Origin of the sequence: Marispirochaeta aestuarii (assembly GCF_002087085.1) — a bacterium.
GTDB classification, from domain to species: domain Bacteria; phylum Spirochaetota; class Spirochaetia; order JC444; family Marispirochaetaceae; genus Marispirochaeta; species Marispirochaeta aestuarii.
Genome location: NZ_MWQY01000004.1, coordinates 16,052 through 36,891, shown reverse-complemented (window position 1 = coordinate 36,891; position 20,840 = coordinate 16,052). Strand labels below are relative to the sequence as shown.

Below are 20,840 nucleotides of genomic sequence, written 5' to 3'. Positions count from 1 at the left end.
GCCTGTGCGTTGATTTTACGCCGGAGGATTACTATCTTGTAGCAAGGAGGACTCAATGGCTGATAAAAATGATAAGGTAGCCGAGAACATCGATGGTGTCTGGTATGTCGACAACAACTGCATAAGCTGCGGCCTCTGCATCAGCGAGGCTCCGGAGGTCTTCAAGACCAACGACGAAGACAAGGCCTATGTTTTTCACCAGGTACCTGCGGATGATCCTGAGGCGAAATCCGCCATGGACAGCTGTCCGGTGGAAGCTATCGGCAACGACGGCTGAGACGGACATCACAGGAAAAACGTATGTAAGCGGAATGCTGGCATGATTCGATGTCCGGTGTTCCGCTTTCTTATTCCCTCCCCATCAGGTAACCGCTCATCTCTTCTTCCCTGCCGATAATGAATGTCTCCAGCTCAGCGTCCTCCAGGCGGGCAAAATCTCCGAAGGTACTGGATTTGTTGATATCTATGTCGAAGCCGCCGCTTATGTAGGTGGTATGGTAGAAGGAGAGGCGTTTTTCCGGATGGATGCCCTTGCGCAGGAAGGTCCGGGCTCCCTGCCGGATCAGCCTGAGCTTGTTCAGGGCGTCGCTTCGTGATGATATCGACCAGACTCCGAACTGTATGGGTTTTTCTTCCACATTCAGGTCTCCAAGAAACTCCCCCCGCAGAAGGCTGTCCCGGGGTTTTCCCAGATAGGGCACGAAATCGAGGTGCTCCGCGAGTTTTCGGTCCGTGGCCAGAAAGTTTCCCGTTTCGGGGTCCGCGGTAAAGATTATCACGTTCCTGTAGGCCTGGCCGTAACTGCGGAAGAGGGAAGCCCAGTAGCTGTCCATATCCACGGAATCCTTCAGAATGTTCATGCGCCGCCGTATCTCCCTGCTGATATCGAGGAGCCAGAAATTGTACTTTTCCGTATCGCTTTTGTATCCGGCAATCTCCCGTTCCAGGTCAGCCTCTCTGGTGACCCCCTGCAGATAGGCCAGAATTGAACGGTAGATGTCCCGGATATTATGGTAGCGGCTGAAGCGGAGGATCAGGTCGAAGAGGAATATTTCTATCTTGCGAACCTGCCATATGTATGCCACAACCTCCCGACGGGGAGTCCTGGGGCCGACCATGGCAACCTCCCAGAGGTCCTTGAACTCGTTGTAGCGACGGTTCATACGGACAAACCAGGTAGAGACTGTCTCGGTATGCTTGGCAAAGCGGATTGTCCAGGAGGTCCCCTGGCCCATTATGCTGTTTACCTCGATGTTTTCGGGTCCGAAGGCGGCGTAGATCTGCTGGGTACCGATACCCTCGCCGGTTTTCCTGCCCTTGGTGGTTCGGCCCACGAAGCGGGGATATCCCCGGGAGTCCTTTACCAGCAGCTCCTCCGGCATTCCGGTTCCGTTGTCCGCTATGGTAAGGATCAGGAAGTCTCCTTTTTCCCGCATGACGATGTCGATGATTCCTTTGCGTCCCGACTCTTCGATGGTATCCAGGGCGTTGGAGACCAGATTTACCATGGCCCTCCCGATATTTACATGGTAGCCCTGTATTGTGGGGGCGCCGGTATCCAGGTCGAGGCGCAGTTCGCAGCGCACAGTGGACCCCTGCACATAGGGGACGATACGTTCGAAGATCAGTTCCAGAAGATCAACCTCGTGGATAATCTTCATGCTGTCCCGGAAGGAGTTAAGGATATTGATCAGGGTTGTGGATTCGCGGTTGATGCTCTCCACGATGGTATCGCTGTTCTCGGTACCCAGGGCCTCGACCATGGAGTTTATCAGCCGCGCTACCTTGCGGGCGTCGTGGCGGGTCTTGCTGATCTCTTCCGGAGCCAGGCTGCGGTTGAGCCCCTCCGCGGATTTTGTGAGGATCGCCCCGCAGCAGGAGACCAGTCTGTGGTAGACCAGTTTGCGGTAGGCTATCGAACTGTCGGGTTCAAAGCCCTTGTTGCGGAAAAACTCCACCGTATCAGCCTGGCGTTCCCAGATGTATATGTACACCGAGGCTTCCCGGGGAATATTACGGGCCAGATGTTCGATAAAACTTGTGCCGATTCCCCGCCCCCGGCCGAAGGGGCTGGTGACGATCTTGTAGATGAGAAACTCCTCTCCCGCCTGATCGGAGTAAACAAGCATATACCCGAGGATTTCACCCTCCTCGACCCAGACGTAGCTGTGGGAGTAATCCTTCTGGACCGCCGGGTTGTGGATAAAGGGTGAAGGTATGACGAAGGTATCGATATTCAGAAGGGGATTGCGGATGACCCGCTCCTCGATCTTCGGGTTCATGTTCTGTATGGCTTCGTAGTTTCCCCGGTCCTGCATGCAGTTCAGCCTACACCCCATGGCAGGAAAAGACAATTACGGAATGCTTCCGCCGGGATCCGTCTTATTCCTGGTCCCCCACGGGGATGTCCTTCTCGGTAACATCGCTTTCGACAAGATCAATGGACCGGTGAAAGCGTCGGAAATACTCTTCTTCTATCTCCGTGCCCCGCTTTGCGGAGCGGCGGACCCACTTGAGGCGCAACTCGGCGAGATCCTCTTCCGGAAGCTGCCAGGAGATCTGACCTCTTCGCAGCCGGTCCCCCAGGGTGGAGAGGATTATTGCCGCGGAGACGGAAATGTTCAGGCTCTCGGCAAAACCGCACATGGGAATGGTCAGAAACTCGTCAGCCATCTCCCGTACCTCCGGGCTTATTCCGTCCCGTTCGTTGCCGAACACGAGGGCAGCGGGGCCCGCATCCAGGGAGAAGTCGTGGATGGAGCAGGCATCGGTGTCTGGAACCGTCGCCACAATACGATACCCCCGCCGTTTCAGGGCTGACAGGGCAGTACGGGTATTGTCGGCTCTGTCCCGGTAGCGACGTATGGTGAGCCACCGGGAGGTTCCCAGGGCAACATGACGATTGATGGTGGGCAGACGGTTCCGGTTCTCGATTATATGAACATCCTGGATCCCGAAACAGTCGCAGCTGCGAAGGAGAGCACTGGCGTTCTGACTGTAGTAGAGGTCCTCTGCAACCATAGCCAGATACCGTGTGCGCAGGGAAGAGACTTCCACGATACGCCTGAACCTTGCCGCGGTTACATGCCGTGCCAGCATTGTTAAGAGTTCATCGTTCTTGATCATTGTAGAAGGTGCCGGGCTGAAAAACCCCGGAGCCGCGACATACCGCCCTCCGGGATCAAGGTTTTAGAACCTGGAGGGGCGCTCCTTTTCTATTGCTTCCCGAACCTTCAGTTGTCTGCCGTCGAGATCGGCGCCGTCCAGTGCCGACAGAACGGCCGAAGCCTCTTCGGGGGATTCCATCTCGACGAAGGCAAAACCCTTTGATCGGCGGGTTTCGCGGTCGGTGATGATGCGTACGGAGGTTACGGTACCGTACTGGCTGAAAAGTTCACGGAGACTGTCTTCGTCGGACTGGTAGCTTAAGTTTCCGACGTAAAGTTTGTTGGACATCCAATGGCCCTCATGTAATGATGAAAAATAGGCATCTATCCAAGGGATAGTCGTCTTGCAGACGTACGCCGAAAAAAGAGTAGAGTATTGATGGTAAACTGTCAATTTCTTTTTTACCCCAGCTCCCAAAAACGTGGTACTTTTATCACAGTAAAGGCACAACAGGAGATGAGTTTGCTGGATATTTCCCTGCTGGCGGATCTCAAGGACCGCAGACTGGCGGAAGAAGGAATATGCGTCGGCGAAGGCCGTTTTGTCGTGGAACGGATGCTCTCGGAAGGACTTGAACCCCTGGTTATTGCTGCCGTTCCCGGAATGCTGGAGGGACTCCGGAAGGCCTGCCCCGGCTCCCTGCCTGTGCAGGTTCTCTCGCAGCCGGAGATCGGCAGGATTGCCGGCTATCCCTTTCATCGGGGGGTGCTGGGGGCCTTCCGCAGGCCGGATTATCTTTCGCTTCGGGCACTGCTCGAGGAAGGCTCCGGACCGGTCCTTGTCCTGGACGGGATTACCGATCCGGTGAACCTGGGGGGAATACTGCGCAGCGCAGCTGCTTTCAGTACAGGCAGGATTCTCCTGGGGAAGAACTGCGGTGACCCGTATTCCAGGCGGGGAATACGGGCTTCCATGGCGGCGTGCTTTTCCCTCTCCATGGCTGCGGAAGACGACTGTGAAGAGACGGTCCGGCTTCTGCGGAGCAGTGCTTACCGGATTATAGGAGCGGACCTCTGTCCCGGCGCCGTCTCTGCCGGGGAGCTTTTCATGGATGCAGAGACCGTTCTGGTATTGGGAAACGAAGGACACGGTATCAGCGAAACCTGGCGCAGGGCCTGCGATGCTTTTGTCATGATCCCGATCTCCCGGCAGGTTGATTCCCTGAATGTCGGGGTTGCCGCAGGGATCCTGTTGTATGAGCTTGCCCGGAAAAAGAAGAGCATGGTATAAAGGAGACCCCTGCAATGTCAGCTGTACCGATAATCATGGCAATTATTCCCTCTCTCGTGCTGGTCCTCCTGTTTATGCGCTTTGACCGCAGACGGCCGGAACCCCGGGGGGAGATTCTGCGGGCCTTTGTTCTGGGGGTCTTTTCCACAATTCCTGTACTCGTTCTTGAAATCCTGGTGGACGCCTTTTTCAGTCCCTGGTTTACCAACCCCCTGTATCTGGCGGTCCTGGAGGCATTTGTTGTGGCCGCCTTGTGTGAGGAAGGCATAAAACTGATGGTTGTACGCTATTTCCTCTACCGGCGTGCCCACTTTAACGAGGTTATGGACGGTATTCTCTATACCGTAGCCGCGGGGCTCGGGTTTGCCTGCCTTGAGAACATCATCTATGTTGCATCCGGGGGTATAACCGTTGCCCTGACCAGGGCTTTTACAGCGGTTCCTCTGCATGCCGTCTGTTCGGCACTCCTGGGATACGCCCTGGGAATGGCCCGTTTTGCCCCGACCGCCGATGAAGAACAACGGCTTATAAGCGGCGGCCTCTTTCTGGCGGTATTTATCCATGGGACCTACAATTTCCTGCTGTTCATGGTTCCCTTCTGGGGAGCCCTGTCTGCCCTGACTGTATTTCCGCTACTGTTTATCGCGGTCCGCATGGTGCGGGAACGCCTGCGCCGGGCGGAGATCGCGGACCGGAAGAGGGGTATCTGAATCGGCGATTCCCGACTGCCGGTACCTCTTGACCCGCTCTTCTTCACTGTGGAATCCTGTAGCGGCAGTAACCCTGCTTATCCAGAATACATATACTGCAACGGAGGAGTCTGTAATGAAGATTGTTGTGCTTGACGGGTATACCTTGAATCCCGGTGACCTGAGCTGGAAAAATCTTGAAGCTATGGGCGAGGTAAAGGTATACGACCGTACCCCCTTTGATGAAAAAACTATCCTGGAACGGGCGAAAGGCGCAGAGATTGTTCTGACCAATAAAACCCCCCTGTCCAAAGCAACGATAGAGTCCCTTGACGGTCTCAGGTACATTGGTGTCCTGGCTACCGGCTATAATGTGGTAGATACCGAAGCCGCCGCCTCGAAGGGTATTCCGGTTACCAATATCCCCACCTACGGCACCTTTTCGGTGGCCCAGATGGCCATGGCGCATATTCTGCATTTTTGCCACCATGTAAAGGAGCACTCCGATACAGTCATGGCCGGAGACTGGGCCGGTGGAGAGGACTTCTGCTACTGGAATTTCCCCCTGATCGAACTTGCGGGAAAAACAATGGGTATTATCGGTTTCGGCCGGATTGGCCGGGCCCTGGGTAAAATGGCCGACGCCTTCGGTATGAAGGTCCTGGCTCATGATGTCTACCAGGGGAATCCGCCTGACTGGGAGGGCTTCCGTTTTACCTCAATAGAGGAGCTTTTGAAGGAGTCCGACTTTGTCAGCCTGAACTGCCCCCTTACTCAGGAGAATACGGGGTTCATAAACAGTGCAAGCCTGAAAACCATGAAGAAAAGCGCTTACCTGGTGAATGTCTCCCGGGGACCGCTGATCGTCGCCGAAGACCTGGCCGCTGCCCTGAAGAACGGTGATATTGCCGGAGCCGGACTCGATGTGCTGACCACCGAACCCCCGGAAAAGGATAATGTTCTGTACGGGGTCCCGAACCTCAGCATTACCCCCCACATCGCCTGGGCGACCCTGGATGCCAGAAGTCGGCTCATGAATACGGCGGTGGAGAACGTCAGGGCTTTCCTGGACGGAAAGACCCGGAACTCGGTTAACGGAATCTGAACTTTTTCATGCCGGGGGCAGTGTCCTGCCCCCGCCTGTTTCGTATATACTGAAGAAAACAACAGGAGGTTCATATGGTTCAGGACCGTTTGACCAATGGAGAAAAATACACCTTTCTGGGCAAAAATTTTGCCGACGCCTTCAAATTTCTGGCCTCGGTTAAGGCCGAGGAACTCGAAGAAGGTAAAATTACCGTAAACGGGGATGCCGTATATGCCCTGGTGCAGAAATACACCACCAAGGACCCGTCGGAGGGTGCTCTGGAGACCCACAAGCGTTACGCGGACATCCAGGTGATTCTGAAAGGACGGGAGCGGATCGATTATTGCTATGCAGAGGGAATGACGGTAAAGACCCCCTACAGTGAAGACAGGGATGTCGCTTTTTTCGAGATGAAAGAAGCCTCCCGGCTGCTTCTTGAAGCGGGGGATTTCGCCGTTTTTCTGCCCGACGATGCCCACGCTCCCAAACTTTCTGCCGGCGCTCCCTCGGATGTACTCAAGATAGTAGTTAAGGTCGCCCTTTAGTCATCCCTGCGCTGCATCTGTTCTACCCGGGAGGCCTCCCAGGCAAGCATGCACTGTTTGCGGAAGGCCCCCCAGCGGTAGTCTCCGCTCTCTCCCATTCGCCGAATGACCCTGTGACAGGGTATCAGCCAGGCCACATGGTTTGCCCCCACTGCGCTGCCCACGGCCCGGGCGGCGCCGGGAGTTCCCAGGGCAGAAGCGATGCTCCCGTAGTCTGTGGCCCCCCCGAAGGGAAGCCGCAGGAGTGCTTCCCAGACCTTTATCTGAAAATTTGTACCCCGCAGATGGAGCACCTGATCCCCCCCGCCGGATTCACTGAATATGCGCTGAAAAAGCCTCGACGCCATTTCCCGGTCTTCCCTGTAATCCGCCCGCTCAAGACCGCCGCGGACGGCTCCCAGGGGATGTTCCAGCAGTTCTCCCTCCAGAAATGCCAGGTCTGTAATACCCCTTTCGCTTGTAACCAGTATCGCCCTGCCGAAGGGGGTATCCCCGGTACCCCAGCGGAGGGTCATGCCTGCTCCCCGGGAACGAAGTTCCCTTGGCGTCATGGCTTCAAAGCTCAGGCAGGCCTCTGCAAAACGGCCGGGTCCCGAGAACCCCGCCTCCAGGGCTGATTCCAGGTAGGAAGCTGATTCGCGAATCAGCGTCAGGGCATGCTCCTTCGCCAGGTAGCGGATAAAGCGCTCCGGGGGAATACCTGCCCAGCGGCGAAAAAGCCTTCGAAAATGGAATTCCGAAAGCCCTGTATGCCCGGCGACAGTCCGGCTGTCGATTCCCCTGGGGTATTCCTCCTTCATAAGGGAGATGGCCGCTTCAATGCGGCGGTAATCCTGAAGATTTAGCGTATATTCCCTGTCTGAATCCATGATGATGACAGTATATGTCCTGGAATCGAAAAAATCATTCCGTTCCTTGCGCATTCGGCGATTATTATTATACTGATTAACAGGAGACACCGGATGCAGAGATTATCAGATAAACAGAAATACAGCGGCGAGCTTCGTTCTCTGCTGCTGTTCCGCCCATTAAATAATGATGAAATTGCCAAATTTGCCGAGCGATCGGAGATTATCTCCTATACCGAAAACGAAAAGATTGTCCTCGAGGGGGACGTGGACCCGTCATTTTTTATTGTGATCAGGGGGACTGTCAACGTCACCGTCCAGCAGAAAGGGAGCGATGTCTTTATCAGCGCCATAGGCCCGGGGGATGTATTCGGTGAAGCGGCCATGTTCATGAAGCTCAAACGCACCGCCGATGTGATTGCCGCGGAGGATACAGTGCTGCTGCGAATACAGCGGCCGGAAATGATGGAGTTCATCAGGGATTATCCCAGGGCGGGAAACAAGATCCTTATGCTGATTATCTACAGCCTGCTGCGAAAACTCCGGGCTGCAAACCAGGAGCTCGCTTTTGAACGCCGGGCGGATATCCACCAGGACGACGTGGACGCCCTGGTGGCCCAGCTTGCGGGGAACTGAATGAGTGGGTGTCTGTTTTTTAGACACCCCCCATTATTCTATCCGGCGATTTCTGCGACTATCCGGTTGACCTCGTCTCCGGAGATCTGTTCTTCCTTTAAAAGACGATCTGCAACCTGGTCGAGGGCCGCGCGGAAACGGGTCAGGAGCTCGTTGGTGGCCTCGTAGGCCTTGGATAGCAGTGTTCTGATCTCCTTGTCGATCTCCTGCATTGTAGCTTCGCTGAACTCTCTGCCCTGGGCGATCTGCTCCCCAAGAAAAACGTTCGTGTGGTCCTGGTTGGCAGTTAAAAGCTGCAGGGTCTCTCCCATGCCCCACTCTGTTACCATTTTTCTGGCGAGTTTCGATGCCTCCTTAAGGTCGTTGGCGGCCCCGGAGGTCTCGTTGCCGAAGACCAGCATCTCCGCCGAACGGCCGCCCAGCAGGACCTTCAACCGGTCGGTCAGATAATGCTTGTTGTAGATATACTGCTCCTCCTTGGGCATCTGGACCGTCACGCCCATGGCGTAGTCCCGGGGAATTACCGTAACCTTGATGAGGGGATCGGTATTCGGCAGCGCGGCGGCAGCCACGGCATGGCCTGCCTCGTGGTAGGCGATTATCCTTTTCTCTTCTTCGGTAACCGTCAGGTTTTTCCGTTCCAGTCCCATCATTACCTTGTCCCGGGCCTCTTCGATAAGTTCCATGGTGATCTTTTCGACCCTGCGGCGGGTGGCCAGGATGGCCGATTCGTTCAGAAGGTTCTCCAGCTCCGCTCCGGAAAATCCGGGGGTTCCCTGGGCGATTTTCTCCATATTTATGTCATCCGCCAGGGGTTTATGGTTGGCGTGGATCTCCAGGATCTTGATCCGGTCCTTCATTGACGGCAGCCCGATGGTGATCCGTCGGTCAAAACGGCCCGGACGCAGCAGTGCAGGATCAAGGATGTCCGGACGGTTGGTGGCCGCCAGCACAATGGTGGAGTCGTTTTTTTCAAAGCCGTCCAGTTCCGAGAGCATCTGATTCAGGGTCTGCTCCCTTTCGTCGTGACCGCCGCCGAGTCCTGCGCCCCTGTGGCGTCCCACGGAGTCGAGCTCATCGATGAAGATGATGGACGGTGAGTTCTTCTTGGCATCGGCGAAGAGGTTCCGCACCCTGGAGGCGCCGACGCCCACGAACATCTCCATGAAATCGGAACCGCTGATGTGGTAAAAGGGAACGTCCGCTTCACCGGCAATGGCTCTGGCGATCAGGGTTTTGCCCGTACCGGGAGGACCGACAAGCAGGATTCCCCGGGGAATCTTGGCCCCCATGGAGGCGTAACGGTCCGGGGATTTCAGGTAATCCACCACCTCCTGGATCTCTTCCTTGGCGCTGTCGAGGCCGGCAACGTCTTTAAAAAGGACGGATTCCTTGGTCTTTTCGAAGAGCTTGGCTTTATTCTGACCCACGCTGAAGATATTTTTTCCCTGGTTGTTCATTCCCCGGAACATCCGCAGGCCGATCCATACCAGGAGCAGCAAAGGCAGAAGGTTCAGGATTATCGAGAGCATCGAAAAATCCTGGGGTGGTTTAGTCTCCACCACAACGTTATTGGATTCCAGCAGGTTCATAAGGGCCTCATCCCCGAAGGAGGGATAATAGGTGACAAAGGGCCCGATATCGCTCATACCTTCGATGGTACGGTCTGTTACGGTAACCTGGGAGACAGCTCCTTCCTGGACCATTGCCCGGAAACGGCTGTAGCTGATCCGGTTGGACGTTGTGTCCCGCATCATGAAGTTTACGATACCCGGAACAAGAAAGAGCAGCAGAATTCCGAGCAGAAACGGATTGAATCTGAATTTACCGTTGCCGAAGGGAAAGGGAAAATTCCCGTTGTTTTTGGGGGAGTCCCCCTTGTGTTCATTATCTGGTGTTTGCATGTTGGTATTAAAAGTAGCGATTGGCACCGTCGAAGTCAACAGTATCAGTGCCCTCATGATTTGGAACAACTGGAACTATTTGGCAAATTACCTTCCGTCGGGACCGTTCAATCTTGTGAAAGCCCCGGAAATAGGAGTAGTATGGGGGAAGGACTATCATACAAGGATTTAAAATGGGAATTCTCGAATTTGACAAGGTCAGTCTTGAACTGGACGGCCATCGCATATTGAACAACCTTGATCTCGACTTCTGGGAAGGCCATGTACACGCCGTGGTGGGGCCCAACGGTGCGGGTAAATCGACCCTGGCCATGACGATCATGGGACTGGCGGGCTATGAACACCACGAAGGAGATATTCGCTTCAAGGGTAAATCCATAAAGGGACTGACGGTGAACCAGAGGGCCCGGCTGGGGATTACCCTGGCCTGGCAGGAACCTGCCAGATTCGAGGGGTTGGGGGTGGGCGCCTTCATAGGAGCCGGAAAGCCCGGCGCCTCAGTTCAGGAGATCGACGCAGCCCTGGAGCTGGTGGGGCTCTCTCCCGGGCGCTATCGCAGCCGACGGGTGGACAAGACCCTGAGCGGAGGCGAACGGAAACGCATAGAGCTTGCATCCATAATCGTCATGGACCCGGAGGTCGTGCTGATGGATGAACCCGATTCAGGGGTGGATATCGAGGCGGTCAACTATATCTTCAGCGTCATAGATCAGCTCAGGGAGAAAGGAACCACCATAATTTTGATAACCCACAGTGCCGAGGTCTTACGCCGATCGGACCATGCTTTTCTGCTCTGTCACGGAAACCTGATGGACAAGGGTCCCACCGCCAGAATGCTGGCCTATTTCGGCGGCAAGTGCATCCCCTGCACCCACAAGAATGCCCCGGAACTGACGGAGCTTTTCGACGGAAAAGGAGGCATTCAGTGAGCGCTGATCCCGCCCTGGAGAAACTTCTCTCCTCAATCAACATGCACAAGCACAATCTTGACGGGACCGCCCATCTGGAGATAGACGGAAACCGTATACTCGGTTCCGGCTCCGTCCCCGGTTTTTACCTGGAGACGGATACTTCCGGGGACGGCATCATAGTACGGGTTCGGGTCGAGGCGGGTTACCGCTTCGAAAAGCCGGTACACCTCTGCTTCGGCATGCTCCCTGAGGAAGGGATTCAGAAGATCGACATGGCCGTGGACGTTGAAGAGGGCGCTGCGGTCTCCTTTCTGGCCCACTGCAGCTTTCCCAATGCCGTGGATGTACAGCATCTGATGGACGCCCGCCTGAACGTCGGCCCCAACGCCAGGTACTCCTATTTTGAACGCCATGTACACGCCGAGAACGGAGGGATTAACGTGGTACCCAAATCGGTGATACGCCTGGCGGAAGGTGCCCGGTTTAAAACCGAGTTCGAGCTGTTAAAGGGGCGGGTGGGCATTCTGGACATGGACTATTCTGCAACAGCTGAAGCCCGCAGCCAGCTGGACATGCTTGCCAGGATCTACGCCCGGGAAGATGACAGGGTAAAGATCAGGGAGGCTGCGGAACTCAACGGAGAAGGGGCCACCGGGGTCCTGGTCAGCCACCTGGCGGTACGGGGGGATGCCTCCGCGGAGATTTACAGCGATCTTTCCGCCAATGCCCCGGGCTGCAGGGGGCATGTGGACTGCAAGGAGATTGTTCAGGACCGGGGTAAGGCCAGGGCGATTCCCATCGTTTCGGTAAACCATCCCCTGGCCCACGTGACCCATGAAGCGGCCATCGGTTCGGTGGATTCAAAACAGCTCCAGACCCTTATGGCCAGGGGACTGGACGAGGAAGACGCGACGGACCTGATTATCCAGGGCCTGCTGAGCTGATCCGAATGCCCTGAAGAACACAGGTCCCGGAAAATGCTCCAGTGTCGTTCTTCAGGGCGGATTTTTACACCCTTCGTATACCGGCTTGTGGCGTCCGGTGTAAGCCCTTCCGGTACGGGATAGCGCAGGAGTTTCTCCCTCAGGTCAATCTCCTGCATGCTCCGGATAATTCCATCCACCCTTCTCAGCTTCCAAAATGTCAAGTATAGTATCCCTGTTATGAAGAGACTACTCATTATCTATCTGACCGGATATCTTGTTCCCCCTCTGGTCTGGAACCTGTTTGTCAATTACAGCGGTATTCTGACCGGGGACACTTTTCAGACGGTTGTTACAAACCCGCTGCAGGGAGTGTATGCTCTCGTTTTTATTGCAGGTATTTTTTTCATTCTCCGGGGGAAGCTCCTGCGCCGGGAGAAACGGCGCGGCATTCCGAATTTCTACCTTCTGTCGATTTTTGTGTTCTGCTTCATAGGGCCGAATACGGGACTGTTCGGGATAGATGGAATCTCCCTTCAGCAAATTATCCTGTCGAACCTTCTTTCAATACCCCTGATCTTCCTGTTCAGCGTTCCCCATATCATGATAAGCACGAGGATGCTGGAGAAGTTCATTGCCGAAAAGGATAGCGACAGCAAGGAGACGGTGGTCAGCTTCCGCTGGAAGCTCGGCATCAGCACCATCTATACCTTTTTTGGAGCGACGTTTTTTCTTTTTATCTTCAATATCGCAGTGCTCAACTCCTTTAGGGAAGGGCTGGTCCTTTCCTCGCTGATACGGAAAAACGCTGTTGTGCTGCTTGTTTCTCTCGTAATCGCCGCCCTCAATATCAGGATCCTGGCCGGACAGGTCATCGCTCCCGTGCGGCAGGTGGTGGGAATGCTCAATGAGATCAGAAAGGGGGAGCTCACAGACCTTACCCGAAGGCTTGATTTCAGGAGTTTTGATGAAATAGGTACCATGGCCCGTGTACTGAACAAGACCTTCATAAAAGTCTCGGATTTAATACGCCTGATTACGCAACAAACGGAGGTTCTGTCCAGGGTTGGTATTGAACTGGCTTCCAACATGACGGAGACAGCCGCTTCGATTAACCAGATCAGTGCCAATATCCAGAGCATCAGAAATCAGACGGAAAGCCAGGCGGCCGGGGCAACGGAAACAAGTGCCGTTATTGAACAGATCACCGGGAATATCCGGGATTTAAACTCCCTTATCGAACGGCAGGCCGCCAGTGTTACCCAGTCCTCCTCGGCAATAGAGGAGATGCTGTCGAATATTTCCTCGGTAAGTAAAATCCTGGCGGACAATTCGGAAGACGTAATTCGCCTGAGTGACGCCTCTGCTGAAGGGCGTGAGGATCTGAAGGAGGTTTCCGCCAGCATCCGCAGAATTGCCCGGGAGTCGGAGGAGTTGCTGGAGATCAGCACCGTCATCGAGGACATCGCCAGTCAGACCAACCTTCTGTCCATGAACGCCGCTATCGAGGCGGCCCATGCCGGTGAGTCAGGAAAGGGTTTTGCCGTTGTGGCGGACGAGATAAGAAAGCTCGCGGAATCTTCCGGAAACCAGTCCAAAACAGTCTCCGCCGCCCTGAAGAAAATCCGTGACGCCATGGATGGAATCGATAAAGCCGCGGCTTCCGTTCTGGTGAAGTTTGAGGACATAGACGGAAAAATAAAGACCGTATCTGAACGGGAACAGGTAATCCGCAACGCCATGGAAGAACAGAGTGCCGGCAGCCGGGAAATCCTGAGTGCCATCGGAGAGTTGAACGGTGTAACAACGGAAGTGCAGTCGGGAGCCGAAGAAATGCTCAACGGAACCAGAGAGGTCATGAAAGAGACGGAAATGCTGAGCAGGATAACCGAAGAGGTAAACGGAAGCATCAGCGAAATGGCCGCCGGAGCCGAGGAGATCAGTATCAGCGTAAACAAGGTCAACGATATAAGCCGGGAGAACAGGGAGAGTATCGAGTCTCTTATCCGGGAAGTCCGTCGCTTCAAGGTCTGATTCAGGGCCTCTCCATCGAAGGATAGGCTTGACACTGCGCAGATTTCAATCGATAATATACAAGCTTGTATAGTGAGGGAAGAAATGTCAACGCGACTGGCAATACTCGGACTCCTCAAGGAGAGGCCCCTTTACGGATATGAACTCAAGAGCATAATTGAGCAGTTCATGGGCGACTGGACGAGTATCGCCTTCGGTTCAATCTACTTTGCTCTGCGAAAGCTTACCGAGGAGGGGCTTGTCCGGGAGCTGGCTGTCGAACAGGAGAAGGGCAGACCCTCCCGACGGGTATATGAGCTGACCGATGATGGTAAGGATGAGTTCCGTTCTCTTCTGCGGGACGCCTGGACAAGGGAGGACCGAGTTTATTATCCCTTTGACATTGCCCTGTTCTTTCTGAAGGAGTTGTCCAGGGAAGAGCAGCTGAAGTTTATCCGGAAACGCCTTGAAGATACACGACGGACCCTCGACTATCTTGGCGGGCATGAAAAGGAGATGCGTTCCGATCCCAGGGTTCCACCTGTTGCGGGGGCTATCTTTTCCCATACCCGGCATCATGTAAGGGCCGAACTTGCCTGGCTTGAGGAGGTTTTAGCGGGGATTGAGCTTGATCGGCTGTAATTTTTTGTCACAATATACAAGGTTGTATATACAATATGATATAAGGAGAAAATGATGAAGAAGAAAAGAGTGATCGAAACAACAGAAGGAATCCGGGAAGAAGCCACGGTGGAGCAGTATGATATCATGCAGAGAGGTCTCAGGGACCGCGGGCTTATGGAGACGAAGAGCATTCTGAAGGCAGGAATCTCGTCTGGACGTGTCCTTGAACTGGGTCCCGGGCCGGGATACCTGGGTCTTGAATGGCTGCAGGAGACAGAGAATACTTCCCTTGTCGGGGTGGATATCAGTCCGGCCATGATCGCTGTAGCCGAAAGGAACAGGAAGGAGTACAGACTGCAGGAACGTGCAGAATACCTGCACGCCACCGTTATGGATATTCCCCTGGAAAATGAGAGCGTGGATGCGGTTTTCTCCAACGGCTCCCTCCATGAGTGGGAGAATCCGGGCAGAGTTATTGACGAGATCTACCGTGTTCTGAAACCCGGAGGGAAATTCTTTATCAGTGATCTGAAACGTAGCATGAATGTGCTGATTCTTCTTTTTATGAAGCTCATGGTAAAAGGGAAGGCCGTTAAAAGGGGACTTGAAACTTCCGTTCGTGCGGCTTATACGGCACATGAAATCACTGCTGTTTTCAGCGGGACACGCTTTGGAACCTGTTCCATAAAAGAAACTCCCTTTGGGATCGAGATTGCCGGCTCAAAATAGAAATACATCTTGCAGAAAAACGGGTCTTTGCGGTATTTTATCAGTTAAACGAAGGAAGAACGTATTTTTCTCATAGCAGGAGGCACGATTAATGATCGATGTTGCCAATGTGACCCGCTACTTCGGTGACTTCTGCGCCGTGGACGACCTGTCCTTCTCCATTCCCAAGGGAGAAATTGTCGGGCTCCTGGGACCCAACGGCGCCGGAAAAACCACGACCATGCGAATGATAACAGGATACCTTGAACCAAGCAGGGGGGCGGTCCGGATAGGGGATATCAATGTTCAGACGGAACCCGAAAAGGTAAAGAACATGATCGGGTATCTTCCGGAGATGGCTCCCTTTTACGGCGATATGATGGTTTACGATTTTCTTCGCTATGCTGCGGCCATGCATGGAATCGACAGCATTGAGAGAATCAGAACGGTAGCCGGAATGTGCGCCCTTGAAGACGTAATGCACAAGAATGTTGAAAACCTCTCCCGGGGCTACAAGCAGCGCGTAGGCCTTGCCTTTGCCCTTATACATGATCCGGACGTGCTTATTCTGGATGAACCGACCTCCGGCCTGGATCCGAACCAGATAATTGAAGTCCGCAGGCTTATAAAGGAGATCGGCAGGACCAAGACGGTTGTAATCTCCACCCACATTCTTCCGGAGGTTGAGACCCTCTGCAACAGGGTAATGATTGTAAGCCACGGACGGCTGGTGGCGGACTCACCCACAACGGAGCTGACCGCCCGTTTCGGCAGCAGCGTTACAATTCGGGTTCAGGTTTCCGGCTGTTCCGCCGCGGAGCTTGAACAGAGCCTGCGGAGTCTTGAAGGTGTAAAGGATGCGTATCCCGCCGGAGATGCCGAGGCCGGGCTTTCCGGGGTGTTGCTGAGTCTGGAGGGGAAGGAGGACCTGCGGCCTGTTATTGCCCGCAGCGTGGCGGAAAGGGGCTGGCAGCTCTATGAACTGAGCCAGCAGAAGAACTCTCTGGAGGATGTCTTCCGGGGGCTAACCCTTGAAGGAACTGAAGAAGGGGGTGCCGCATGAAGACGGTACTGATCATTGCCCGACGCGAGGCTGCTTCCTTTTTTCAGAGCCCCATGGCCTACATTGTCATTGCTCTGTTTCTGCTGATAAACGCCGTATTCTTTTTTCCCACCTTTTTCATCTTCGACCGGGCGGAACTGCGGGGCTTCTTTCGGCTGCTTCCCCTGTTTTTCTCCTTCTTTCTTCCCGCGGTAAGCATGCGGATGCTCTCCGAGGAGTTCAAGAGCGGCACCATCGAGACGCTGATAACCCTTCCGGCGGGAGCGGAAAAGATCATTGTGGGAAAATACCTTGCAGCCCTGGGGATACTCTGCGGTTTACTGGGGCCCACGCTGCTCTATCTGCTGCTGATCGCCCCTGCCGGGGATATCGATCCCGGTCCGGTTGCCGGGGGGTATCTCGGCGCCTTCTTTCTCGGTGCGGCCTACACCGCGGTGGGGCTTTATGCCTCCTCAAGAACGGGCAACCAGATCGTGGCCTTCGTTACCGCCCTTTCCATCTGCCTGGTGCTGACCTTCATGGACAGTTTCATGGTATTCCTTCCTCCGCTCCTGGTGGGCTTTCTGGAATACTTCAGCGCCGGCTACCACTTCGAGACCATCTCCCGGGGGATCCTGGATTCCCGCGCCTTCGTCTATTTTATATCCTTGAGTCTGGTATTTCTGATCGGCGCTGTCCGGGGCGTAGAGGCACGGAGGTAGAGCATGAAAATTAAAGAATATCTTGCTTCCGAGCGCAGCAACCGGCTGCTTCTGCTTGTTGTCATCGTACTGGTCAATCTCGTCTGCCTGGACTGGTTTTTCCGGATCGACCTGACAGAGGGGAATACCTACTCCCTCTCCTCCGTCAGCCGTGAGACCATCGCCACCCTCCGGGAGCCTCTGACGGTCTCGGTCTTCTTTTCCCGGGACCTTCCGGCACCCTATAATACCGTGGCCCGTTATGTCCGGGACCTGCTTGCGGAATACGATTCCCTGGGGAATCCCAACTTCCGGTATCAGCTGGTGGATATGGAGAGCGACGGGGGCCGGGAGACCGCCGACTCCTACGGTATCCGCAGCGTTCAGGTTCAGGAGGTCAGGAGCGACGAGTTCCAGTCCCGGAACGCCTACATGGGTATTGCCGTAAGCTACGCCGACGAGGTGGCCCAGCTGCAGGAGATCACCGGCACCGAGGGACTGGAATACCGGATTACAACCACCATCTCCCGCCTGGTGGGTACCGTTGAGGCCGCAGCGGCCCTGGATGAAAAGGTGGAGACCGTTCTGTATTACAGCCCCGCCCTGGCTTCCTACCGCATTGCCGGTTTCGATGAGCTGGAAGACCTTGTGACGGAAGCTGTACAGGCGGTCAACGCGGAAAAGAACGGGATTCTGGACCTGAGAGTGGAAACCGTGGATCAGGATGCCGCGGTGGCATCCCTGGGGGAACAGTACGGTTTTCAGCGGATATCCTACCCGGACCAGGACAATCCCGGACGGAACCGCCAGGCCACGGTGGGCATGGTTCTCCGTCTGGGAGACCGCTTTGAGACCCTGCCTCTGGATCTTTCCCAGCAGCTCTTCGGCGGATATGCCCTGGCGGGGCTCTCGAATATACAGGAACGGATAGAGGGGGCCCTGGAAGGGCTCTTGAGCAATAACCCCGCCGTGGGCTACCTGACGGGGCACGGCGAGAAAGCTCTGGACGACAGCCAGAGAGGTGCCGGGGTCTTTCGGAATTTGAGCAGCGATCTGTATGAATTCAGGGAAATCAACCTGAAGCAGGATGAAATCCCCGCGGGAATCAATACCCTGATAATCAACGGGCCAAAATCTCCGATTCCCGAAAAGGAGCTCTACGCCCTTGACCAGTTTCTGATGCAGGGAGGAAGCCTGATGGTATTGGCGGATCCCTACGAGATTGTCCAGACCCAGAACGCTCCTCCATCGTACCTGCCCATAAACCACGGTCTTACCAAAATGCTTTCCCGCTATGGTGTGGAGCTTGAGCAGAATATTCTTCTGGATAAAAATGCTTATACTGTACGCCAGCAGTTCGGCGAAATGCCCCTCTATTACGTACCTCTTCTCGAGAAAAAGAGCCTGGACCAGGAGCATCCCATCACAAAGAATCTTGGACAGGTGGCGTTCTTTGCAGCTTCCAGCCTGAAGGGTGCGGAAAATCCGCCTGCGGAGGTGGACCTCCGGGTACTGGCCCGCTCCTCCGATGAAGCCTGGACCATGGAGGATACTATCGATCTGAATCCCATGGGTATGAGTCCCCCGGCGGACTCGGAACTGCAGAGCTACCCCCTGATGATCCTTGCCGAGGGCTACTTCCCGAGCTATTTTGAAGGTCCCCTGGAAACGGAGGTCCTGGATGAGGGGATCAGTGGTTCCCGCCATATTGAGCGGGGAATCCGGAGGGGCAAGCTGCTTGTGGCGGGAAGCTCCGAACTTACCGGGGCCCAGCTCGTCGACCCTCAGGGAACAAGTCCCAATGCCATTCTCATTCAGAACATGCTTGACTATATGAACGGAAACGAGGAGCTGCCCCTGACCCGCAGCAAAGGCTTGAACCTTATGCCCCTGGGGGATACATCGCCCCGGTACCGGAGTTTTGTAAAGGGTTTTGCCATGGTCGGGATGCCGCTCCTGGTAATCGTCGCCGGTCTTCTGGTCTGGCGGCTGCGTGAAGCCAGGCGCAGGAACATCCGCCGGACCTTTACCGGGGAAGGAAACAGGGAGGTGGAAAAATGATTCAGGGTTTGAGCAGACGGAAAACTGTCTATCTGATATTGATCGCGCTGCTCCTTGCCGTTCTCGTGCTGCAGCAGTTTCTGGGAAGATCTGTACAGCCGAAGGTAGCGCCAATCGAGGCGGACGTAAGCGCCATGACGATTGCCGACGGCGAAAGGAACATTGAACTCAGGAAGAACGGAGGAGAATGGCTGATAGGCTCTGAGAATTATCCGGGGGATGCCGATAAAATCGAAAACCTGGCGGAAAAAATTCTCAATCTGCAGCCCCTGGAGCAGGTGAGCAGTTCAGGGTATTTCCGCCCCTACCGCCTCGAGGAGGAAGAGGCCATCCGGGTGACCGTCTATTCGGGGTCTGAAGAGCTTCGTTCGGTATTGATCGGCAAGGCCGGAACCACCGGCCGGCAGAGTTATATACGCTTTCCGGGAGAGAAGGAGGTTATCCTTGTTGCGGATAACCTGCGCCGGGATTTTGAGCTTTCCGCCGGGGACCTGCGGGAGAAACAGCTTTTTACCCTGGACCCCGCGAGTATTCGCCGGATTGTTCTTGCCAAAACGGGAGAGGAGCCCGGCGGATTTATCCGCAGCGACGGGGGCTGGACCAGCGACAGCGGGGAAGCTGCCGATGCCGATCTGCTGGATCAGTATGTCCGGAACTTCTCGGCCTTCAGCGCCGCGGATTTTCCTGAGGATGCGGTGGATACGGGGGAACTGATTATGCAGATAATCCTTGAAACCGACGGAGGGGATATAAGCGTGGAGATTCTTACGGAGACCGAAGAGGGCCCGTATCTGGCCCGATCCTCTGAAACCCCCTATATCTTCAGTCTGGCAGCCTTCAAGGCGAATCAGCTGATTAAATCACCGGCTGACTTTTTACGCGGGGATCAGTAGTACTCGTAATCCTCGTCGTCCAGGACCAGGTACTCCCTGATGAGGTTCCAGATAACTTCGTCACAGGGGGTACCTGCCTCGCCCTGGGCCGGGGCTCCCCCCCGGGGGTCGTAGCCGCAGGACCAGAAGTATGATTCCAGGTCTGCGTCTTCGAGTTCCTCTATCTCCCGCCGTAAGGCCCCTTCAAAGGCTCCAAGGAGCTCATCATCCTCGAGGGCGTCGTTCAGACCGAATTCATCCCTGAACACCTGGAAGGCCTCGCCTCCGCTGTGTCCCTGGCAGGAGAACATTCTGATTGCCAGAAGTTCCAGGGTGTCCTCGGTCCATCCGTAGGTCTGGATCGCGGCGGAAATCCCGTCGGTCTCTTCGGTATCGCTGAACATATCAAAGCGCTTCAGAATCTGCAGATACTCCGCATAGGGGCGTATCCACTCCGGACCGGCCATTATCAGGCCGACAAAAGCATAGGACCCCAGGGGGGCCGTGTCGGACTCCATGAGCATTGATTCCCCCATGCGTTCAAGGGTCTCTTCAATCTGCCCGGGAATATCGAAGCCGCCGGCGGCATGAAAAAAGGTGTGCTCGCTGGTCAGGGGTATAGGGCGTCCGCTCTGTGTTTCAAGATGCCAGGAGGGAGGGGCGAATTCGGTGAAATTCCCGTTTTCCTGGCTGCCGAATACCAGGCTGAGATGCTCTTCTTCGGTCCCAGTACGGCCGTTGCCGCTCCCCGCACGATCCAGAAGGTTCTGAATCGCCTTCAGGGTTTCGGAGACGCTGTCGATGTTCTGCAGGTCAACGGTATAGTGCTTTGTCGCCATCCCTGTACCCTCCATGATTAAGTATACACCCCGGGGAAT

Annotated in this window: 21 protein-coding genes; 15 read left to right on the top strand and 6 right to left on the bottom strand. The window is 55.2% G+C overall.

Annotated elements, in window-relative coordinates; all coding sequences use genetic code 11:
- Window positions 1-55 precede the first annotated feature (55 nt).
- The gene (locus B4O97_RS04395) at window positions 56-277 is read left to right on the top strand and encodes a ferredoxin (RefSeq protein WP_083048705.1); all 222 of its coding nucleotides are present in this window, start codon (window positions 56-58) and stop codon (window positions 275-277) included.
- Between the two features lie 70 nt (window positions 278-347).
- Here the strand turns inward: B4O97_RS04395 and B4O97_RS04390 are convergent, their stop codons facing one another.
- The 3 genes from B4O97_RS04390 to B4O97_RS04380 all read right to left on the bottom strand — a co-directional run bounded on the left by B4O97_RS04390 (window position 348) and on the right by B4O97_RS04380 (window position 3,456).
- On the bottom strand, window positions 348-2,318 hold the full coding sequence (locus tag B4O97_RS04390; RefSeq protein ID WP_158084150.1) for a GNAT family N-acetyltransferase: 1,971 nt from the start codon (window positions 2,316-2,318) through the stop codon (window positions 348-350).
- A gap of 64 nt (window positions 2,319-2,382) precedes the next feature.
- A complete protein-coding gene (locus B4O97_RS04385; protein WP_083048702.1) occupies window positions 2,383-3,126 on the bottom strand; it encodes a TrmH family RNA methyltransferase in 744 nt (247 codons plus the stop codon).
- Window positions 3,127-3,189: 63 nt separating this feature from the next.
- Window positions 3,190-3,456 carry an RNA recognition motif domain-containing protein gene (locus B4O97_RS04380; protein WP_083048701.1) on the bottom strand — a complete coding sequence of 89 codons (267 nt, stop codon included), beginning with the start codon at window positions 3,454-3,456 and terminating at the stop codon, window positions 3,190-3,192.
- A 174-nt stretch (window positions 3,457-3,630) separates the two neighbouring features.
- On the opposite strand from B4O97_RS04380, the gene B4O97_RS04375 reads away from it, so the two are divergent.
- The 4 genes from B4O97_RS04375 (at window position 3,631) to B4O97_RS04360 (ending at window position 6,719) form a co-directional block, all read left to right on the top strand.
- Complete coding sequence (locus B4O97_RS04375) at window positions 3,631-4,398, top strand: TrmH family RNA methyltransferase (RefSeq protein ID WP_158084149.1); 768 nt, start codon at window positions 3,631-3,633, stop codon at window positions 4,396-4,398.
- Between the two features lie 14 nt (window positions 4,399-4,412).
- On the top strand, window positions 4,413-5,108 hold the full coding sequence (locus B4O97_RS04370; RefSeq protein WP_083048698.1) for a PrsW family intramembrane metalloprotease: 696 nt from the start codon (window positions 4,413-4,415) through the stop codon (window positions 5,106-5,108).
- A gap of 115 nt (window positions 5,109-5,223) precedes the next feature.
- Window positions 5,224-6,192: a D-2-hydroxyacid dehydrogenase gene (locus tag B4O97_RS04365; RefSeq protein WP_083048696.1), complete on the top strand. Its 969-nt coding sequence runs from the start codon at window positions 5,224-5,226 to the stop codon at window positions 6,190-6,192.
- 74 nt (window positions 6,193-6,266) lie between these two features.
- Complete coding sequence (locus B4O97_RS04360) at window positions 6,267-6,719, top strand: YhcH/YjgK/YiaL family protein (RefSeq protein WP_083048694.1); 453 nt, start codon at window positions 6,267-6,269, stop codon at window positions 6,717-6,719.
- Here the strand turns inward: B4O97_RS04360 and B4O97_RS04355 are convergent.
- Window positions 6,716-7,642, bottom strand: a complete 927-nt coding sequence (locus B4O97_RS04355) for a methylated-DNA--[protein]-cysteine S-methyltransferase (protein WP_083048692.1) — start codon at window positions 7,640-7,642, stop codon at window positions 6,716-6,718. The two genes, B4O97_RS04360 and B4O97_RS04355, sit on opposite strands and share 4 nt — an antisense overlap.
- A 39-nt stretch (window positions 7,643-7,681) precedes the next feature.
- Between B4O97_RS04355 and B4O97_RS04350 the strand changes: the two genes are divergently transcribed.
- Entirely contained in the window at window positions 7,682-8,203 is a 522-nt protein-coding gene (locus B4O97_RS04350; RefSeq protein WP_083048691.1) for a cyclic nucleotide-binding domain-containing protein, read from the top strand.
- 38 nt (window positions 8,204-8,241) lie between these two features.
- On the opposite strand, the gene ftsH is transcribed toward B4O97_RS04350, so the two are convergent.
- The gene (gene ftsH / locus B4O97_RS04345) at window positions 8,242-10,107 is read right to left on the bottom strand and encodes an ATP-dependent zinc metalloprotease FtsH (protein WP_083048689.1); all 1,866 of its coding nucleotides are present in this window, start codon (window positions 10,105-10,107) and stop codon (window positions 8,242-8,244) included.
- 173 nt (window positions 10,108-10,280) lie between these two features.
- Here ftsH and B4O97_RS04340 point away from each other — a divergent pair, with 173 nt between their 5' ends.
- From B4O97_RS04340 to B4O97_RS04300, 9 genes are all read left to right on the top strand, one after another.
- Entirely contained in the window at window positions 10,281-11,036 is a 756-nt protein-coding gene (locus B4O97_RS04340) for an ATP-binding cassette domain-containing protein (RefSeq protein WP_083048687.1), read from the top strand.
- Entirely contained in the window at window positions 11,033-11,962 is a 930-nt protein-coding gene (locus B4O97_RS04335; RefSeq protein ID WP_233142907.1) for a SufB/SufD family protein, read from the top strand. The genes B4O97_RS04340 and B4O97_RS04335 overlap by 4 nt, the downstream gene beginning before the upstream one ends.
- Before the next feature lie 219 nt (window positions 11,963-12,181).
- Window positions 12,182-13,975, top strand: coding sequence for a methyl-accepting chemotaxis protein (locus tag B4O97_RS04330; protein ID WP_158084148.1), 1,794 nt, complete (start codon window positions 12,182-12,184; stop codon window positions 13,973-13,975).
- A gap of 84 nt (window positions 13,976-14,059) precedes the next feature.
- Window positions 14,060-14,596, top strand: coding sequence for a PadR family transcriptional regulator (locus B4O97_RS04325; protein ID WP_083048683.1), 537 nt, complete (start codon window positions 14,060-14,062; stop codon window positions 14,594-14,596).
- 54 nt (window positions 14,597-14,650) lie between these two features.
- Window positions 14,651-15,307, top strand: coding sequence for a class I SAM-dependent methyltransferase (locus B4O97_RS04320; RefSeq protein ID WP_083048682.1), 657 nt, complete (start codon window positions 14,651-14,653; stop codon window positions 15,305-15,307).
- Between the two features lie 91 nt (window positions 15,308-15,398).
- Window positions 15,399-16,349: an ABC transporter ATP-binding protein gene (locus tag B4O97_RS04315; RefSeq protein ID WP_083048680.1), complete on the top strand. Its 951-nt coding sequence runs from the start codon at window positions 15,399-15,401 to the stop codon at window positions 16,347-16,349.
- Window positions 16,346-17,050 carry an ABC transporter permease subunit gene (locus B4O97_RS04310; RefSeq protein WP_083048678.1) on the top strand — a complete coding sequence of 235 codons (705 nt, stop codon included), beginning with the start codon at window positions 16,346-16,348 and terminating at the stop codon, window positions 17,048-17,050. Before B4O97_RS04315 ends, B4O97_RS04310 begins: the two co-directional genes overlap by 4 nt.
- 3 nt (window positions 17,051-17,053) lie before the next feature.
- On the top strand, window positions 17,054-19,090 hold the full coding sequence (locus B4O97_RS04305; protein ID WP_083048677.1) for a GldG family protein: 2,037 nt from the start codon (window positions 17,054-17,056) through the stop codon (window positions 19,088-19,090).
- The gene (locus B4O97_RS04300) at window positions 19,087-19,983 is read left to right on the top strand and encodes a DUF4340 domain-containing protein (protein WP_083048675.1); all 897 of its coding nucleotides are present in this window, start codon (window positions 19,087-19,089) and stop codon (window positions 19,981-19,983) included. The genes B4O97_RS04305 and B4O97_RS04300 overlap by 4 nt, the downstream gene beginning before the upstream one ends.
- Here the strand turns inward: B4O97_RS04300 and B4O97_RS04295 are convergent.
- Complete coding sequence (locus tag B4O97_RS04295; RefSeq protein WP_083048673.1) at window positions 19,977-20,801, bottom strand: hypothetical protein; 825 nt, start codon at window positions 20,799-20,801, stop codon at window positions 19,977-19,979. The genes B4O97_RS04300 and B4O97_RS04295 overlap by 7 nt on opposite strands.
- Window positions 20,802-20,840 lie beyond the last annotated feature (39 nt).

What these genes read in the sequence shown, in the direction of transcription:
- B4O97_RS04355 (WP_083048692.1), bottom strand. Translation starts at nt 7,642, where the DNA reads ATGCGCAAGGAACGGAATGATTTTTTCGATTCCAGGACATATACTGTC.
- B4O97_RS04310 (WP_083048678.1), top strand. Translation starts at nt 16,346, where the DNA reads ATGAAGACGGTACTGATCATTGCCCGACGCGAGGCTGCTTCCTTTTTT.
- B4O97_RS04380 (WP_083048701.1), bottom strand. Translation starts at nt 3,456, where the DNA reads ATGTCCAACAAACTTTACGTCGGAAACTTAAGCTACCAGTCCGACGAA.
- B4O97_RS04315 (WP_083048680.1), top strand. Translation starts at nt 15,399, where the DNA reads ATGATCGATGTTGCCAATGTGACCCGCTACTTCGGTGACTTCTGCGCC.
- B4O97_RS04305 (WP_083048677.1), top strand. Translation starts at nt 17,054, where the DNA reads ATGAAAATTAAAGAATATCTTGCTTCCGAGCGCAGCAACCGGCTGCTT.
- B4O97_RS04340 (WP_083048687.1), top strand. Translation starts at nt 10,281, where the DNA reads ATGGGAATTCTCGAATTTGACAAGGTCAGTCTTGAACTGGACGGCCAT.
- B4O97_RS04365 (WP_083048696.1), top strand. Translation starts at nt 5,224, where the DNA reads ATGAAGATTGTTGTGCTTGACGGGTATACCTTGAATCCCGGTGACCTG.
- B4O97_RS04390 (WP_158084150.1), bottom strand. Translation starts at nt 2,318, where the DNA reads ATGCAGGACCGGGGAAACTACGAAGCCATACAGAACATGAACCCGAAG.
- B4O97_RS04350 (WP_083048691.1), top strand. Translation starts at nt 7,682, where the DNA reads ATGCAGAGATTATCAGATAAACAGAAATACAGCGGCGAGCTTCGTTCT.
- B4O97_RS04295 (WP_083048673.1), bottom strand. Translation starts at nt 20,801, where the DNA reads ATGGCGACAAAGCACTATACCGTTGACCTGCAGAACATCGACAGCGTC.
- ftsH (WP_083048689.1), bottom strand. Translation starts at nt 10,107, where the DNA reads ATGCAAACACCAGATAATGAACACAAGGGGGACTCCCCCAAAAACAAC.
- B4O97_RS04320 (WP_083048682.1), top strand. Translation starts at nt 14,651, where the DNA reads ATGAAGAAGAAAAGAGTGATCGAAACAACAGAAGGAATCCGGGAAGAA.
- B4O97_RS04330 (WP_158084148.1), top strand. Translation starts at nt 12,182, where the DNA reads ATGAAGAGACTACTCATTATCTATCTGACCGGATATCTTGTTCCCCCT.
- B4O97_RS04360 (WP_083048694.1), top strand. Translation starts at nt 6,267, where the DNA reads ATGGTTCAGGACCGTTTGACCAATGGAGAAAAATACACCTTTCTGGGC.
- B4O97_RS04395 (WP_083048705.1), top strand. Translation starts at nt 56, where the DNA reads ATGGCTGATAAAAATGATAAGGTAGCCGAGAACATCGATGGTGTCTGG.
- B4O97_RS04370 (WP_083048698.1), top strand. Translation starts at nt 4,413, where the DNA reads ATGTCAGCTGTACCGATAATCATGGCAATTATTCCCTCTCTCGTGCTG.
- B4O97_RS04325 (WP_083048683.1), top strand. Translation starts at nt 14,060, where the DNA reads ATGTCAACGCGACTGGCAATACTCGGACTCCTCAAGGAGAGGCCCCTT.
- B4O97_RS04385 (WP_083048702.1), bottom strand. Translation starts at nt 3,126, where the DNA reads ATGATCAAGAACGATGAACTCTTAACAATGCTGGCACGGCATGTAACC.
- B4O97_RS04300 (WP_083048675.1), top strand. Translation starts at nt 19,087, where the DNA reads ATGATTCAGGGTTTGAGCAGACGGAAAACTGTCTATCTGATATTGATC.